Origin of the sequence: Pseudoxanthomonas kaohsiungensis, assembly GCF_010211765.1 — a bacterium.
Classification (GTDB): domain Bacteria; phylum Pseudomonadota; class Gammaproteobacteria; order Xanthomonadales; family Xanthomonadaceae; genus Pseudoxanthomonas; species Pseudoxanthomonas kaohsiungensis.
The window spans coordinates 360,851-375,999 of record NZ_PDWO01000002.1 but is presented as its reverse complement, the minus strand read 5'-3'; the positions used below and the strand labels follow the sequence as shown (position 1 = coordinate 375,999).

15 protein-coding genes are annotated in these 15,149 nt (G+C 60.8%); 5 read left to right on the top strand and 10 right to left on the bottom strand.

Annotation, left to right across the window (positions count from 1 at the left end; all coding sequences use genetic code 11):
• Nucleotides 1–2: 2 nt before the first annotated feature.
• Nucleotides 3–803, top strand: a complete 801-nt coding sequence (locus tag CSC66_RS04075) for a thymidylate synthase family protein (RefSeq protein ID WP_162376096.1) — start codon at nt 3–5, stop codon at nt 801–803.
• A gap of 10 nt (nt 804–813) precedes the next feature.
• Here CSC66_RS04075 and CSC66_RS04070 read toward each other — a convergent pair whose 3' ends face one another.
• The 3 genes from CSC66_RS04070 to CSC66_RS04060 are packed head-to-tail and all read right to left on the bottom strand — an operon-like array spanning nt 814 to nt 3,000.
• On the bottom strand, nt 814–1,482 hold the full coding sequence (locus CSC66_RS04070; RefSeq protein WP_162376095.1) for a uracil-DNA glycosylase: 669 nt from the start codon (nt 1,480–1,482) through the stop codon (nt 814–816).
• On the bottom strand, nt 1,479–2,690 hold the full coding sequence (locus CSC66_RS04065; protein ID WP_162376094.1) for a nucleoside triphosphate pyrophosphohydrolase family protein: 1,212 nt from the start codon (nt 2,688–2,690) through the stop codon (nt 1,479–1,481). Before CSC66_RS04065 ends, CSC66_RS04070 begins: the two co-directional genes overlap by 4 nt.
• Nucleotides 2,691–2,715: 25 nt before the next feature.
• A complete protein-coding gene (locus CSC66_RS04060) occupies nt 2,716–3,000 on the bottom strand; it encodes a DUF4031 domain-containing protein (protein ID WP_162376093.1) in 285 nt (94 codons plus the stop codon).
• Between the two features lie 640 nt (nt 3,001–3,640).
• Here CSC66_RS04060 and CSC66_RS04055 point away from each other — a divergent pair.
• A complete protein-coding gene (locus tag CSC66_RS04055; RefSeq protein ID WP_162376092.1) occupies nt 3,641–4,357 on the top strand; it encodes an ADP-ribosyltransferase in 717 nt (238 codons plus the stop codon).
• A 377-nt stretch (nt 4,358–4,734) separates the two neighbouring features.
• Here the strand turns inward: CSC66_RS04055 and CSC66_RS04050 are convergent, their stop codons facing one another.
• The 5 genes from CSC66_RS04050 to CSC66_RS04035 are packed head-to-tail and all read right to left on the bottom strand — an operon-like array spanning nt 4,735 to nt 6,513.
• Nucleotides 4,735–4,989 (bottom strand): hypothetical protein, encoded by a 255-nt coding sequence (locus tag CSC66_RS04050; RefSeq protein ID WP_162376091.1) that lies wholly within the window; start codon nt 4,987–4,989, stop codon nt 4,735–4,737.
• On the bottom strand, nt 4,986–5,915 hold the full coding sequence (locus CSC66_RS04045; protein WP_379655864.1) for an SOS response-associated peptidase family protein: 930 nt from the start codon (nt 5,913–5,915) through the stop codon (nt 4,986–4,988). Before CSC66_RS04045 ends, CSC66_RS04050 begins: the two co-directional genes overlap by 4 nt.
• A gap of 25 nt (nt 5,916–5,940) precedes the next feature.
• The gene (locus CSC66_RS17685; protein WP_274381852.1) at nt 5,941–6,069 is read right to left on the bottom strand and encodes a hypothetical protein; all 129 of its coding nucleotides are present in this window, start codon (nt 6,067–6,069) and stop codon (nt 5,941–5,943) included.
• A complete protein-coding gene (locus tag CSC66_RS04040) occupies nt 6,062–6,292 on the bottom strand; it encodes a hypothetical protein (RefSeq protein WP_162376089.1) in 231 nt (76 codons plus the stop codon). The genes CSC66_RS17685 and CSC66_RS04040 overlap by 8 nt, the downstream gene beginning before the upstream one ends.
• A complete protein-coding gene (locus tag CSC66_RS04035; protein WP_162376088.1) occupies nt 6,289–6,513 on the bottom strand; it encodes a hypothetical protein in 225 nt (74 codons plus the stop codon). Before CSC66_RS04035 ends, CSC66_RS04040 begins: the two co-directional genes overlap by 4 nt.
• Nucleotides 6,514–6,710: 197 nt before the next feature.
• Here CSC66_RS04035 and CSC66_RS04030 point away from each other — a divergent pair, with 197 nt between their 5' ends.
• Together CSC66_RS04030 and CSC66_RS04025 are read left to right on the top strand one after the other, a co-directional pair.
• On the top strand, nt 6,711–7,163 hold the full coding sequence (locus CSC66_RS04030) for a LexA family protein (protein ID WP_162376087.1): 453 nt from the start codon (nt 6,711–6,713) through the stop codon (nt 7,161–7,163).
• Nucleotides 7,163–8,413: a Y-family DNA polymerase gene (locus tag CSC66_RS04025; RefSeq protein ID WP_162376086.1), complete on the top strand. Its 1,251-nt coding sequence runs from the start codon at nt 7,163–7,165 to the stop codon at nt 8,411–8,413. Before CSC66_RS04030 ends, CSC66_RS04025 begins: the two co-directional genes overlap by 1 nt.
• Nucleotides 8,414–8,483: 70 nt before the next feature.
• Here the strand turns inward: CSC66_RS04025 and CSC66_RS04020 are convergent, their stop codons facing one another.
• Both CSC66_RS04020 and CSC66_RS04015 read right to left on the bottom strand, forming a co-directional pair.
• Entirely contained in the window at nt 8,484–9,320 is an 837-nt protein-coding gene (locus CSC66_RS04020) for a ribonuclease H-like domain-containing protein (protein ID WP_162376085.1), read from the bottom strand.
• Nucleotides 9,317–11,713, bottom strand: a complete 2,397-nt coding sequence (locus CSC66_RS04015) for a DEAD/DEAH box helicase (RefSeq protein ID WP_162376084.1) — start codon at nt 11,711–11,713, stop codon at nt 9,317–9,319. Before CSC66_RS04015 ends, CSC66_RS04020 begins: the two co-directional genes overlap by 4 nt.
• Nucleotides 11,714–12,162: 449 nt before the next feature.
• On the opposite strand from CSC66_RS04015, the gene CSC66_RS04010 reads away from it, so the two are divergent.
• Nucleotides 12,163–15,138 carry an ATP-dependent DNA helicase gene (locus tag CSC66_RS04010; protein ID WP_162376083.1) on the top strand — a complete coding sequence of 992 codons (2,976 nt, stop codon included), beginning with the start codon at nt 12,163–12,165 and terminating at the stop codon, nt 15,136–15,138.
• Nucleotides 15,139–15,149 lie beyond the last annotated feature (11 nt).

The following is a 15,149-nucleotide window of genomic DNA, read 5'->3' as shown; positions in this document are numbered from 1 at the left end:
ACATGGCAGCCGTATTCGATTCGAATGACCGCATCGTCCCCACCTGGCTCACAGCCGCCAGGCACTTGCAAGCCGCAGGCGGTTTGGGGCGAAACCTTGTGCTGGAGATCTCTCGCCCTGGGGTGATGCGGCGGAGCGATCTTCACACTCTGCGACGCGTCGACGCGCGAATCGTCGCGCAAGACAATGGCTTGTCCATCGATACCATCGCCGGCACCATCTTTCCGCAAGGCCTCTACGATCGCCGAGGTCGGCCTGACTTCTATCAAGAGCATTTGCGTCTGTTAGACCGCGCGAAGAAGGCTGGAACGTGGGGGCAGTATTTCGAGCGGATGACCCGGCGGAAGGCGCCCGACGGCACGCTGGTGAACCCTCTTGAGGACGTGATCGAAAAGCTCAAGCGCGCCGCCACGCCAGGCAGGTCAATCTACCAATCAACGTATGAGCTTTCCCCCTCGGATCCGGCCCAGGACATCGATCCAGTCGATGACGATGGCGCCGAACTGGCGACCTACGACCCGGTCCGGGATCGAAAGCGTTCTTACGGTGGCCCTTGCCTGAGCCATCTGAGTTTCAAGATTACCGACCGGCATGTCCTGGATCTGACGGCCATCTACCGCTCGCACCGCTATTGCGAACGAGCGCTTGGCAATCTGGTGGGATTAGCGCGCCTGCAAAAATACGTTGCCGAACAAGCTTCCCTGGATCTGGGCAAACTGACTTGCATTTCCACCCACGCTGATCTCGACTTGGCCAGTTGGGGTGGCGTCAAAGAGGGCGGAATCTTGCTGGACTCGCTGTAGTCGTTGCCGGCTACGCCAGCTCGAATGCCAGGGCTTGGCTGGGGATGCGCCCAGACGCAGGGTAAAGCGATTGAATGCCCGCACGAAATTCGTTGACGCCACCGTAGCTCGGATGACGGACGGCAACGACCTCAACGCCGAAACCGGCACTGTAATGTGCGGCGTCCTGGCCAATGGCCACGATCCTTCGAATCCCTAATTTCCGGATCAATGCGTTGTTGATTTCGTGCACCGCCGTGAGCTCACGTGAGGTGAACTTGCGATTAGAAAAGGGATCGTTGGGCTCGTGCGGGTGGAATGGAAAGACATTCCACAGAAATGGTGGCGCCGAGAGCTGCGATAGGATTGCCCAGATCTCCGCGGCCGTGCGCTCTGCCATGGCCGGACCGACAGTGGCTTGGCCTGCACGGCTGCCGTAGACAGAGGCAATCACTGGCAAATGCCGTTCATCGGTGAGCGCCAGTCCCGTGCGGCGGCCACCGCGATATCCGAGGTCGCGCCCCATCCAGATCGTATCGGTGCCCAATCGCCTGGCGGCTTTCAGGAAGCCCAGCAGGTTAGCCCGGCGAGCCGCTGGAGCGTCCGGCCGGTCGTGAATCGGACACACGTCAGCGTAGGGGTTGAAGACGTTGTTCAGTCGAACACTCGCCAACGCATCAACCAGGTGTTCGAACTTCATTGCGACGAATCCATATGTTCAAAAACTAGCGTGTGCGCTTCCATGTCGACGTGCACCCGGCCTCTCTTTGCTTCGTACAACTCCCGAAAGACCCTAAAGCCGTCGAGGATGGCGTACTCCCACTGCCACAATGGGCACGCATCTACTTCATAGCCACGCACCATTTGGCGAAGCTGCTTCAGCAAGCCGAAGGCGAGCTGCCCGCGTTCAACGCCGGCGAAATTATCGCCACGAATCTTGGCGTGGTTGAATATCCACGTCGCAATTCCCTCCTCGATGATCATGGCCCGCGCACCATCTTGGTTCTCGTCCACATGCGGCATTGACTTGCGCTTGCGCTTCAGCAACCCGCGGATCACCGGCGACCATCCAAGGTGCGCAACATAAGCCAGGTGGAAGACGTCGTGAAACCGATAGCCGTCTTCCTCGACACTATTGTCGGTAAGACGATCACCTACAAACACCCCGCGGATGCTCTGGACGACGTGCTTCTGGCCACCATTTGCACGTTCATCAAATTCGACGGTGAAGTTGCGCGGCAGCTGTTCGTACTCCGGGTAGTCAGAGACCGGGTCAAACGGCGTGATGTATTCCGGGTCATCGCCCGGCCAGCGATCCGCAATCTTCGCCAGATTCTGGGCAGCGACCTCGTTGAGGTTCAGTTCAAACGACGCCGCCACGCGTGACAAGAGCGCCAGGTGATTGCCAAGGAATTGCGTGGTGGCGACGGAATTTCGGATGTCGGTCTGAGGACCTGTCGCAGCTGCGAGATCGCCAGCTGCGGCGGCGAGCTCGCTGAGCAGCTGATCCCGGTCCTCTCGGCGCTTCACTTGCGCCTGAATCAGCGCGTCAATGTTTTTGAAGGACACCTCGCCCTCTAGTGCCTTCGAATGCTCTTGGTAATGGGTCCGCAAGAGCCCAAGCGCCACTTCACCTAAAGTCGCTGGCTTGATGCCATGTACATGGGCAACTGCGAGCAGGTACCAAAGTGCGTCTCCCAGTTCCTCGGACGCAAAGTCCCGGTCGGTTTCGAGCAATTTGTCTCGATTGACCTTCTTGAGTGCAGCTAACAAGCCACCCACTTCCCCAAAGTAACCAAAACTAAGGTTCTGAAGCGCCTGAGATCCTGTACCAAAACGCTGGCTCTTCTGTGCGCGCTCAGAGTAGGCGGTCAAGGTGAGGTCGGGTGGGCTCGAAGCAGCATCCATGAGTTCGCCTAACGGTGGGTTCTGCCTATCTTGATCGAAGTGGACGGGTTGCATTCAATTCGGCTTTGAGCTTTCTGCAACAAGCCATGAGCTGGATTCGGTCGGCCTGCAGAGCGCCCATTCGGAGAGCGCGTTCGCGGACCGCCGTCGTTACGTCGTAGTGGGGGTAGGACGCCCGATCCTGAAACCATGCGCTTCTAAGCCCCAGCTGCTGCGCAAAGTCGTGCAGTTCGGGCAAGGTATCCGCCACCAGATGGCACCACTCTCTACCCTTCCAAGCAATGCGCTCGTCGTCAACGAAGATCGTCACCCTACACTCCTTGTGCAATATGTGCAATTATATTGCACATGTCAGAACGTTTTGCAAGCCCCAATGACGCCCGACTACTAGGTCAGCGCATCGCCGACACACGCAGGAACCTGCATAAAACGCAGGACTCTCTGAGTGTCGATGCAGGAGTAGAACGCTCCCTCATCTCAAAGCTTGAGGGCGGCCATTTCAGAACTCTCAACGAAAGTGTGCAAAGAGTTTGCACAGTCCTCGGCCTAGACCCACGGAACCCAGTCGGAGATGAACGCCTCGATGCACTAATCCGACGCATAAGCGCCCTCTCGACGCGGACCCCTCATTTGATCTCTGCAATCAACGGAGTAATCGATGTTCTGGAGTCCGCAAACTCAGGCCAACCGTAGGCACCGAAGTCGGGCTAATGGCTAATGGATAGCAACGCACTAGCTGCTGTTGCTTTGGGTCGGCGGCGGTACCTAGCCTGTTGTCTGCATTCGGCAGGCGATACTTTGCTCGATGTCCGCGACCGGCAATCGGAAGCGATGTTGGTCGGATCGCATTGAACGGCGGTTTGCGACCCGTGCAGCGAACGCGCCGGGTTCCAGAAACTGTCCTGGGCGGGGCAGCGCCGAATGCAACTGGATTGCGCAAGAATAGGCAGATGACCTCGACCTTTCTCCCCGCGCCGCCAAATCCGACCAGCATCAACGACCCCGAATGGACGTCGTTTGACGACTACCTTGCTCGCCATGCAATCCAGCCGGTCAGACGTCCCGCGTTGGAGGCATATCAGCATGCTGCACAGGGGCGCTTTCTATGCGCACACAACCTCAACCATTGCCTGACATTGGAAGGCGCGGGTGGCAGGTATGGCATGTACTCCTCAGGCGACGATACGGCCGAGGAACGTCTTGGTTCACTGGAGGACTTTACAGATCCTGACAGCGAAGACTTCGAGCATACCAAAGCGACGCTAGACGAATATTTTCTGCAGCTCGGCGTCCGTTTCGATGCGCAAAGCGTCGTGTACAAGGGCATTGGTCATCATGAGTTCTATGAGTATCTAGAGCTCGCCGCCGCGACCGTGGGCGATGTGGTCCAGTTTCACGGATTTCTGAGTACAACCGTGTGTCGCGAGAACGCCGAGCGCTTCGCCAAGGCTGGCGTACTGCTCGTGCTGCTCCGTATCGATCGCATCAACACGTTAGTGCCGCCGAACGAGCCAGTGCTTAACGCTCCCAATGGCCAAGCCCCTGAGCAGGAGTTGCTGCTCGACCGCGGACAACAGTTCACTGTTAGGGAGGTCAGGTCTGAGTGGGCGACCCATTCCAGATTGACACCACTCCGAGTGCTGTACCTGGAAGCCAAGCCGGGATAGCCGACCGCCGACAGCTAGGTTCAGCAACAGGCGTGGCGACGTTATCTCAATGCCGGCAACGCCACCGTCGGGTCGCCGAGAATCACGCAGGACTGCAAGTCAAGCGCTGCCAGTTGTGTGCGCAGCGCGATTCCACGCTGGCGGTCGCACAGTTGTTGTTCCAGTTCCTCCCCGATCCCCGTCCGGATGAGTCAACGTGCCCGCTTCCAGAAATAGGACAGCAGGTGACTTTGCTCCGCGCGTCCGCTTTGGGTCGTTTGCCGCCGTTGGCTGGCGTGCCCTTCCGACACATTCCGGGCATTTGTACGACTATGAAATGCCGGCTAGTCCGCTCGCTAGTTCGGAGCCTACGTCGAGGAGGCCGCTGGTTTCCGGAGTCAAGGCGTATCCATCATTGAGTCAGTATCCAGTTTCCCAACATGGGAAGCGCAGAACGGGCCCAGCGCGTCTTGGATCATGTGCAGGGCGGCTTTCTGACTGTCGGTTGCGTCGGGTTGCTGTAGCGACTGCATCATCGATCCGAAGCGCGAAAGGTAGTGGTCCGAGAACGTTTCGTAGCTGTTGCTGCGATCGTAGGCAGCAATGAAGCTCAGAGCCTCGGCGGCAATCTGTGATGCGTCTTGGATGGTCATGCGGCCTCGCGGTGCTCATAGTAGGGATGTCGCTTGTCCTCGAAGATCGCGAACAGCGCGTCCAGATTTTTCGGGTCGGGGTTGAGCCACGCATCGACGTGCTCAGGCTTGATATTGATGACTGTTCTGTCGTGTCCCGCCGCGGCGACCTCTGGTTCGGGCTCATCGGTAATGGCGGCGAATGACCACAGGTCCGGCTCGATGCCCTTGGGATCGGTCCAGTGCGAATAGAGGCAAGCGATATACATCGTCTCGCCGGTCTGGGGGCGGAACTGAATTTCCTTGCTCCCGCCCTTGCCGTCATCGACATTCTCGTAAAAGGTCTCAGCCAGCATCAGCCCGTGCGTATGGCCAAATTGGTTGCGCCAGAACCGCGTCAGGTTGTCGCGACGCGCGTTGTAGGTGCCTGAAACCTGGCCGGTCTTGGTGCGATCAATGGACGGATCCATCCCCGCCGGTCGGCAGTGATAGCGCATGGGCCGCACGATTCGCTTGCCGTTCTCCACGATAAGCACGGGCGCGTACCAGTCCGGGAAGATTCGGTCGTCCTTGGTCGGCTCGTGCCTGGTGCGCTTGGCATCCTCGATCCAGCGCTTCATCTGCTTGATCTTGTTACCGGCGATCCGCTGCTCGTTGAGCGCCGTCTTCGTTTCCTTGACCGCCAGCTTCGCTTCGGCGGCAGCCAGTCGCACCTCTTGCGTTGCTAATTCGGCTTCGCTTTCAGCAAGCTTCCGACCGTTCCATTCGGAGATCAGGTCTTGAATCTTCCGCTCTAGGTCTGACTTGGGCGGGAGGAAGTTTCGGTCCATTCCCTTGGGGATCTTCGTGCCGTCCGAGAGCTTCTTCCGAATGCGGTACTTCTCATCGCGCTCCAGGTAGATTTCCCAGAACGCCTTGATGTCGATATCCGCGGCGAACTCACGCACGTAGTTGTCGTACAGGGACCACGCTTCAGCCGAATAGCACACCGCTCACTCCATCATCGTGCTTGGTATTGGGGATCGGGGGCGCAAGTTTCCACACCAGCTCTTGAAGTGTCTGATCGTCAGCGTCCCACTGCGCCTCGACTGCTTCATTCATCGGCGCATTCTTCGTCACTTGGAATCAGGCCAGCACAGCCTTGCAGGTGCTGCAGGCGGCCCCACACGTGCGCGTGGTCCTCTTCCTTGGTCTGGGCATCAATGGCGTCTGCTTCATTCGCGAAGCAGTCCAGCATGTCCTCTTGCTTGCAGTTAGCGAGCAAGCCGGGCAGGCGCGCTTCAAGGTCATCCAACATGGCATCGAGTTCAACGCGCGATTTCATCGCAACCTCCGGTTCAATCCGCTCTCAGCCAAGAGCAGCCCTATCAGGTGGTAACAACGACTGCCCAGACCATGGCGTTCGGCTTCGAAGAAGATCGGGTCCAGGAGGTTCCACGCCTGATCAAACGCTTGCGGGTGGCCTGACTCGGCCAACGCCAACAGGTGCGGCTTCTGGTTGGCCAGCCGGGCCGCCATCAGGTCGCAGTGGGCATTCTGGTCCATCCCGAAAGTATCCCGCTGGGCCTGTTCAGGCCTCTTCACATCGCAGCTAAGAGGATCCGGGGCGCTTTCATCTCTGTCGCGGCCGTGGTGGGCTGGGCGTTGCGCGGTCATCGGTGGCACTCGCCATGGGTCGGGGCGTAGTTTTCGCGCCCCTCGTCTCATCGGGTGCGTCACTGGCCCGCGAAGCTTCCGCCACCATGAACTCCCTTCCTTCCCCCGCCATCGTCCCCCTGGCCGCATGCCGCATAGACCTGTCGCACCTTCCGCTGCGCTTCCTGGGCATGCGTGCCAGCTGCGGGTTCCCCTCCCCGGCTGAGGACTTCATGGAGGAGGACTTGGATCTCAACGAGTTGTGCATCCGCAACCCGCCTGCAACCTTCTTCGCCCAGGCGGAGGGCGACAGCATGCGCGGCTTTGGGATCCACGCCGGCGACAAGCTGGTCGTCGACCGCTCGATCAATGCCAAGTCGGGTCACATCGCCCTGGTGTTGTGGGACGGCGGCTTTTGCGTCAAGCAGCTGCGCATCCGTCGCTCTGGCGTCGAACTGGTCTCGGGCGACGGTTCGCCGCCCGTGTTCGTGGGTGACGAGGCGGAGCTGCAGGTCTGGGGCGTGGTGACCTATTCATTCCGTAACCACTTGGGGCGCTGATGCTCGGGCTGGTCGATGGCAACAACTTTTACGCCAGCTGTGAGCGGGCCTTCCAACCCGATCTCATTGGCCGGCCTGTCGTTGTTTTATCCAACAACGACGGCTGCGCTATTGCCCGTAGCAACGAGGCCAAGGCGCTCGGCGTCAGGATGGGCCAGCCCATTCACGAGGTGGCGCCCAGCTTGCGCAGGCAGCTCATCATCCGCTCTGCGAATTTCGGCCTGTACGGGGATTTGTCCGGACGGATCGTGACCATCCTGCGTGACCTGTTCCCGCGCGTGGAGGTGTATTCCATTGACGAGAGCTTCGTCTCGCTGGAAGGCATTCCCGTCGCGGATCACATACATGTCGCGCGCGTCGCCCGTGAGCGGATCCTCCAGTGGACGGGCATTCCCTGCTGCGTCGGCATCGGCCCCACCAAGACGCTGGCCAAGCTCGGCAACAAGCTGGCGAAGAAGACGCCAGGCGGCGTGATGGCCGTGGACGCATCCATTCCTGAGCTTGCAGCCTATCCCGTGGAGGACCTCTGGGGGGTTGGTCGCAAGTTCGCAGCCCGGCTCGGTGCCGAAGGCATCCTGACGGCCCGCGACCTCATGGGCGCACATCCCGAGACCCTGCGCGCGCGCTACGGGGTGGTGCTTGCCCGCACGCAACGCGAGCTGCAAGGGGTCGTCTGCGCCGAGCTCGTCGAGGACGAACCGGACCGCCAGCAGATCGTCTGCTCCCGATCCTTCAAGAACGACGTGGAATCTTTGGAAGACCTTCAGCAAGCCGTGGCAACATTCGCAATCCGGGCGTGCGAGAAGCTGCGCAAGCGTGGCCTGATTTGTTCGGGCGTCTGGGTATGGATCAACACCAACCCCTTCAAGCCGGGGGCTCGTCAGTACAATCCGTCCAAGGCATTCAACCTGATCGGACCCTCCTCCGATACACGGGAGGTGGTCTCCGTGGCTCAGGCGCTGACGCGTGCGATGTTCAAGAAGGGGTACCGTTACAAGAAGGCCGGCGTGGGGCTGCTCGATCTCACGCATGGGGACCTGCAGCAGGCCGATCTGTTCGCCGGCATCGATCCCCGCTCCGCCAAGTTGATGGAAGTGATGGATGCGGTCAACCGCAAGTTCGGACGTGGCAGCGTTGCGTTGGCGTCGGCGGCAGCTCGGCGGGATGCCACGCCCAAATGGGCGATGCGCCAAGACAGTTTGTCGCCTGCGTACACGCAGAAGTGGAGCGATGTCCTCAAGGTCAGATAGGGCCTGCGCTGAGGCCATCTGACCCCTACTGACTGCCTAGCCGCACCTAGAAAGCATCTAGGGATGCGCGTTAGCACCTACCCAAATGAATGGCCAGTCGCGCCAGTGTCACCACGTCCTGATGGTTGTGCGCCATGACGCGCCGCAACTGCTTGGCTGAGCTACCGCGCAGGTAATCCAACCACACCCCGGGTGCCTCGCTACCCGGCAGATCGTCTTCCCGAACGATGCCGAGCACCCGTCGCTCGATGGTCCCGAGCCTGCAGTTCTCGAACACACCCCGGTAGCGTCGCCGCGTGGGATGCAGCAGATCAACGTGATCGAGCGCGGACAGCGGCTCGGCCTGTCGCATCAGGCGATAGCGCGTCTTGAGCAGCGGGGCGTCGTAGGACTTGCCGTTGTAGCTGACCAGAATGGTGCTAGGTCGGAGCCAGCCGCGGAACAGGTCGAGCATGGTCGGTTCAGCGCTCGTCTTCGTGATGGTGAGCTGACGGATGTGCAGCCCGGCAGGGTCGAGCGTTGCTGCGCCGATCATGAAGGCGCGCGTGCCTGTCCCACCGGCCAGACCGGTGGTTTCAGTGTCGAAGAACATGAGTTCAGAGGTGGGCAACGGCACGTCGCGCCTGGCGAAGGCGGCGTCGAGATGCGGCTGCCACGGCAGATCGAACGGCAGGCGACCTTCCTGCAGCCAGAGGCCGGGGGCAATTTCCCGGCCTGGAAGCAAGCGGTCTTCCGCTGATGCAGGTGCCGGCGCGTCGCGGCGCTTGACCCGTAGCAGGCCACGCAGGCGGGCCAACGGATCAGAGTCGATCTTCGCCGCCGGAGAGGCCGGTGTCGCCACTGCAGCCGCGGCAGGCGCGCCACTTTGCCGCCGTAGCGCCTGCAGCCGGGTCAGGGTCAGGCTCATGCGGCCTGCAGCGCGCGCAGCAGGCGCAGTGCGAGCTGGCGGGGTCCTTCCGTCAGTGGAACGGTTTCGTCGAGGACCGGCCCCACGCACCCAGGGCAGCCCGCACGGCAGTCGCACGCCTCGACCAGCGACTGCGCGCGCTGCAGGAGCTCGGCTTGGCGCTGGAATAGCGGCTCGGAGAGGCCAACGCCTCCGGGATAATTGTCGTAGAGATAGACGGTAGGCTCGAAGCGGGCCAGTGCGTCGGCCTGAACCGCCGCGCCATCGGTGGCGCACAGTTGCCCCCGACCCCGTCCGTCACCGCTCGCTGACCACGCCCCATCACCACTGCCGACCGCCTTTTGCAGGTCGGCCCCGTCGGCCATTACAGCGATGCGAGCCACGACATGCAGCGCGTGTGCCGCCCCGAGGAAGCCGTCCAGCGCCTGCTGGCGGTTGTCGAACAACGAATGCAGCACTGGCTCCGGCAGCTGCCACCAGCACGCGGTGGTGTGCATTTCCTGATCGGGGAGCGTGACCGGTCCGTAGCCGATGTTCTCGTGCGTGTAGTAGCGGATCTTCTTGTAGCCAGACACGCGCCGCACCACATGAACTTCGCCATGGTGGACCTGACCCACGCCGGTCACAGCGCTATCGAAGGACTCCAGAACCTTCAGTCGGGTGTAGTCGATCGCGTCGGTGTAGTAATCGACGTGGGTGCGGGTGACATAGGCCTTGCGGCCTTCCCAGTCCAGGCGTTCGACCTGAAACGGGGTGGATTGCACCATGTGAATCGCGCCTTCGTAGAGCATCAGCGGCGCGGAACTGAAATCGACCTCCGCGATGATCACCTGGCGTCCGTCGGTGCGATCCACCACCACGAAATTGCCATCCGCGACCGAGCGCAAGCTGACGGCGCCTGCGGGATAGCTGTCCGCGATCCACTCCCAGCGCCCACCTTCGGGATGTAGCACGCCATCCTCGGCCAACAGCTGCAGGTATACGGCAGGATCGACTGGGCCAAAGGTGTCGCCCTCCAGGAAAGGCAACTCAAACGCAGCGCAGCGGATATGGTCCAGCAGGATCACCGGCTGGTCGGGTGCTATGCGCGCGTGCTCGGGACTGGCATCCGAGAAGAACTCGGGATGCCGGACGATGTACTGGTCGAGAGGGTCTGACGATGCCACCAGGACACCTAGGCTGGGCTTCTGGCGACGCCCCGCGCGTCCGAAGCGCTGCCAAGTGCCGCTGACGCTGCCGGGGTAGCCGTTGAGCACCACGACATCCAGCGCTCCGATGTCCACGCCGAGTTCCAGCGCAGAGGTGGACACGATGCCGTCGATACGTCCGTAGCGCATTGCCCGCTCGGCCTCCCGGCGCTCGGTGGGCAGGTAGCCCCCGCGATAGGCTCGGATGCGCGTCGGCTTGCGTGGGTCATGGTCGAACACGTCCTTCAGGTACTTCGTCAGCACCTCGACCATAGTCCGTGACTGCGCAAAGACCAGCGTCTTAAGCCCGGCCTTGATGGCCATCCGTGCGATGCGGTTGGACTGCGAGCGCGCCGAGGCACGCAGACCCAGGTCCGGGTTTACGACCGGCGGATTCCACAGCAGGACGTGCTTCTCCCCAGCCGGAGCGCCGGACTCGGTAATCGCCGTGACCGGGCGGCCGATCAGGGCTTCGGCGTGCTCCTTCGGATTCCCGATGGTCGCCGAGCACAAAATGAATTGCGGGCGCACCCCGTAGAACGCGCAGATGCGTTCCAACCGCCGCAGCACGTTGGCCAGGTGCGAGCCGAACACGCCGCGATAGGCGTGGATCTCGTCGATCACCACATAGGCCAGGTTCTCAAAGAACTGCGCCCACTTCGTGTGGTGCGGCAGGATGCCCTGGTGCAGCATGTCCGGGTTGGTCACCACGATGTCGCCCGACAGACGGATCGCCTGACGCTGGTCACCTGGGGTGTCGCCATCGAAGGTGGCAGCGCGCACGCCAAGGTCCCCGGCCTTGGAGAGTTCGATCAGCTCGGCCACCTGATCCTGCGCCAGTGCCTTGGTCGGAAAGAGGTAGAGCGCCTTGCTACGGCGGGTCATGGCGCCGGCCACGACCGGCAGTGTGTAGCACAGCGTCTTGCCGGAGGCGGTGGGTGTCACCACGACGACGTCCTCGCCGCGCTGCACAGCGTCCCAGCAGGCACCCTGATGGGAATACAGGCGCTCGCGACCTCGCGCTCGCAACGCCGCGGCGATACCCGTTGGTAGGTCAGCGGGCAGGTCTACGAAGCGACCCTCGCGTGCCGGAACCACGAAGGCTCCAGTTACGCGATCGGGGTATTTGCGGGCCAATCGAGGCGCGAGCAGGTGCCCGACATCCGCGCCAGCTGGTTGAAGGTCAAGGCGAGCGAGTTGGGTCATGCATCCTCCGAGGCCGGGAGGATGGCGGCCTTGGGTCTCATTCCGTGCGATTGGCAGACTCAGCGCGGGAACTCAGACTTTTCCTACTTTGCGGCGGGGCGAACCCTTATCGCTTTTGGACTGCCCTCTGGCTAGCCTGCAGGGGTCGGCAACGTGCGGCACCGGACAGGAGTCCAGGTCATCCAGCGGCTGCGGGCCGCGTCAGGGATGGCGCGGCTGCCGACGCCAGACTGCTTAGCGCAGGACAGCTGCTTCAGTGTTTGGCGGGAGTAAGCATCTTTCGCACAGACATACGTCAGAATCGGCACCAAGCTCAGGATCCTGGAGCCGTTGAGAGCCGCTCTCAAGGGACTACGCTGACAATTAGGTCTGCGAGCTGCCATCAGCAACTGACCATTCGCTACAATCAAAATCTAGTCTGGGCTGGTCAGGGGCGGGGCGAGTGAGGCATGTCAGCGACTCTGTCTAGCAACTTCGCATTCCTCTCCGACCAAGAGCCGCTCCTGCATCAGATTGCGACGGCCGCAGAAGCCTCTTTCTACTCCGACTCAAACGTGACGCTGGTCAAGCTACGCCAGCTGGCAGAGCACCTGACGCGGAATGCTGCTGCCAGACTTGGCATCGTCGCGGGCACGGATGAAACCTTCTTCAGCCTAATCGCCTCCCTCAAGTCACGAATCGCCGTCGACGAGAAGGTCGTACGACTTCTGCACCATCTCCGCAAGAGCGGAAACGAAGCGGTGCATGAGTACCGGCACGACCAAGCGGAGGCAGCGAAAGCTTTGCGCTCCGCGCGCGAGGCCTGCATCTGGTACTACCGCACCTTCTGCAGCCCTCGCCCGGATTTCAAACCTGGTCCGTTCATCCAACCACGGGATTGGAAGAAGGAGGAAGGGGATCTGCGAGCGGAAATCGCTCGGCTCGCGTTCGAGCTCGAGAAACAGCGAGATGATTCCGAGAGGAGCAGAGAACTCGTCAGGAATCTCAAGGACCAGGAAGGTCGCCTGCTTGCCATCATCAACGAGCGCACCTTGGACGCAGAAGCCTCGCTGGCCTTGGCTGCTGAGCAGGAGAAGAAGCTGCGGCTACAGGCAACCGAGTACGAAGAACGCCTGGCTGAAGCGGCACGCCGCATCCGAAGGGAAGACGTCGCAACTTTTTCGGAGCGATCCAGAGAGGCGGGCGGATTCGTGCAAGCAGAATGGACGCCGGAGATCCGGCTGCGTGATGCATTCGATGGATACCAACTCACCGCTAACCAAGAGAGCCTTGTCCTTGAGCTCGACGCGTTCCTAGCCGCCAGGGACGAGCACGTCTTCATCCTGTCCGGCCATGCCGGCACCGGCAAGACGTTCATTACCAAAGGGCTCTCTGAGTTCCTCGCCGCTGCAGGTCGTCAGTGCGTCCTGACTGCCCCGACTGGAAAGGCCGCGCGTGTCATAACTCAGAAAACCAGGCGAGACGCGACCACGATCCACAAGAAGATCTACTCCAAGGACGACATCCGGGAGTACAAGGTCGACGAGCTAGACGGTTCGGAAACTTTCAAGCTGTACGCCGAGCTCGAAGTCAACAACGATGCCGACAATGCCGTGTATGTCGTTGACGAGGCATCGATGGTTTCCGATGTGTACTCGGAAGGCGAATTCTTCCGGTTCGGCTCTGGAAAGCTTCTCAGCGACCTGATGAAGTATGTGAATCTCGACCACAATGACCACACGAAGAAGGTCATTTTCATCGGGGACTCTGCCCAGCTTCCGCCGGTAGGAATGAACTGCTCTCCGGCGCTTGATCAGCGGTATCTCGCCAAGACTTTCGGTGTGACCACTATCCGCAGATTCGAGCTGTCAGAAGTCGTTCGGCAAGATGCTGACAGCGGGATACTTTCATCCGCCAACGCGCTGCGGGATTCGCTCTCAAAGAAGGTCTTCAACAAACTTTCCTTGTCCACAGACGCGCCGGACGTGCAGACATGCTCAGAGGCCGACGACATGGTTACAGCCTATCTGACAGCGAGCGGCAACAAGGTCTCTGACGTGGCCATGATCATTGCGAGTTCGAATGCCGACGTGGCGTCGTTCAATGAACAGGTGCGCCGCCGGCTTTTCCCTGATAAGGAAGATGTCACCCAAGGTGACAAGCTTGTTGTGGTAATGAACTGCCTTGTAGACGGAAACGCCCTCAACAACGGCGACCTTGTTTACGTTACGCGTGTTGTAGACGTACCGGAATCTAGGTCGGTCACGCTCCGCAACAAGAACAAGTCAACAGGGAAAGTGGAAGAGACGGAGGTGACCCTCCGATTCAGGGACGTACAGATCGGCTTCCGGCTGCCCAGTGGCGAAGTTGTGCGTGCGAACGTCAAGATCGTCGAGAGTCTGCTGTACAGCGGTCATCCGAACCTGAGCTCCGATGAGACGAAAGCCCTGTACATCGACTTCAAGCGCCGCCATCCTCACCTTCCCAAGCGCGGGAAGGAATTGGGTGATGCGCTTCGAGATGATTCGTACTTCAACGCGTTGCGTGTGAAGTTCGGCTACGCGCTCACTTGCCACAAGTCTCAGGGAAGCGAGTGGGCTGACGTCTTCGTCCAGTGCAAGACCCACCACGCCAATCCCCGCACCGAGGAATACTTCCGCTGGCTGTACACGGCCATTACCCGCGCAAGCAAGCGAGCCCACCTCCTCAACCCGCCACACTTCCGCCCCTGGCAGGACTTGGGTGGCGCCGGCAGCCCTCGCCAGCCGCGACCTGCGACGCCGCCCTCGAATCCGGACCCTGACGCACCGGCGACTGATGACCCCGCTCCTCTTCGCGTGCCGCCATCCGAGCCCGAGCTCGCTCGTTCAGATGAAGCTGACGAAAGCACTTCCGCTGCACGCACTGGCGATCCCATCCTGGATGGCATCTACCACGCAGTGTCCAATAGACTTGAAGACAATGCGGGGATAAGAATCGAAAGGATCGATCACCATGCATGGCAGGAGGCCTACTACATCTCCGACGGAACGCGCTTCACCAGAGTCAACATTGCGTACAACGGCAAGGGCGTCGTCGGCAGCATCATGCCTGTCCCCAGAGACGAGTTCGGTCTGGAGATCGCCGATCGACTTTCAGGGGTTAAAGGCCGCCAGTTCCCTGAGCTGAAGCCACCCAACGCCCACGAATCGCGGTTCACGCGCGACGTTTTCAATGAGTTCTTCCCAGTTTTCACCAAGGCAGCCGTCTCGAACGGCCTGCAGATCATCGGGGTCACCGAGGAGGCTTGGAACCTGCGCCTCGTGCTGGCCAGCGGCACTGCAAGAGGTGAACTGGCGATCTACTGCGATGGCAAGGAGCGCATCAACAAGCACGCCTGGATTGGTCGTCCGCCCCAAGATCCGTTCCTGCAACAGGCCCTTGACGCAACTATGGCCAACCTCTAACCCACTTAGGA

What these genes read in the sequence shown, in the direction of transcription:
- CSC66_RS04075 (WP_162376096.1), top strand. Translation starts at nt 3, where the DNA reads ATGGCAGCCGTATTCGATTCGAATGACCGCATCGTCCCCACCTGGCTC.
- CSC66_RS17685 (WP_274381852.1), bottom strand. Translation starts at nt 6,069, where the DNA reads ATGAATGAAGCAGTCGAGGCGCAGTGGGACGCTGACGATCAGACACTT.
- CSC66_RS04010 (WP_162376083.1), top strand. Translation starts at nt 12,163, where the DNA reads ATGTCAGCGACTCTGTCTAGCAACTTCGCATTCCTCTCCGACCAAGAG.
- CSC66_RS04050 (WP_162376091.1), bottom strand. Translation starts at nt 4,989, where the DNA reads ATGACCATCCAAGACGCATCACAGATTGCCGCCGAGGCTCTGAGCTTC.
- CSC66_RS04040 (WP_162376089.1), bottom strand. Translation starts at nt 6,292, where the DNA reads ATGAAATCGCGCGTTGAACTCGATGCCATGTTGGATGACCTTGAAGCG.
- CSC66_RS04015 (WP_162376084.1), bottom strand. Translation starts at nt 11,713, where the DNA reads ATGACCCAACTCGCTCGCCTTGACCTTCAACCAGCTGGCGCGGATGTC.
- CSC66_RS04070 (WP_162376095.1), bottom strand. Translation starts at nt 1,482, where the DNA reads ATGAAGTTCGAACACCTGGTTGATGCGTTGGCGAGTGTTCGACTGAAC.
- CSC66_RS04020 (WP_162376085.1), bottom strand. Translation starts at nt 9,320, where the DNA reads ATGAGCCTGACCCTGACCCGGCTGCAGGCGCTACGGCGGCAAAGTGGC.
- CSC66_RS04065 (WP_162376094.1), bottom strand. Translation starts at nt 2,690, where the DNA reads ATGGATGCTGCTTCGAGCCCACCCGACCTCACCTTGACCGCCTACTCT.
- CSC66_RS04025 (WP_162376086.1), top strand. Translation starts at nt 7,163, where the DNA reads ATGCTCGGGCTGGTCGATGGCAACAACTTTTACGCCAGCTGTGAGCGG.
- CSC66_RS04055 (WP_162376092.1), top strand. Translation starts at nt 3,641, where the DNA reads ATGACCTCGACCTTTCTCCCCGCGCCGCCAAATCCGACCAGCATCAAC.
- CSC66_RS04035 (WP_162376088.1), bottom strand. Translation starts at nt 6,513, where the DNA reads ATGGACCAGAATGCCCACTGCGACCTGATGGCGGCCCGGCTGGCCAAC.
- CSC66_RS04030 (WP_162376087.1), top strand. Translation starts at nt 6,711, where the DNA reads ATGAACTCCCTTCCTTCCCCCGCCATCGTCCCCCTGGCCGCATGCCGC.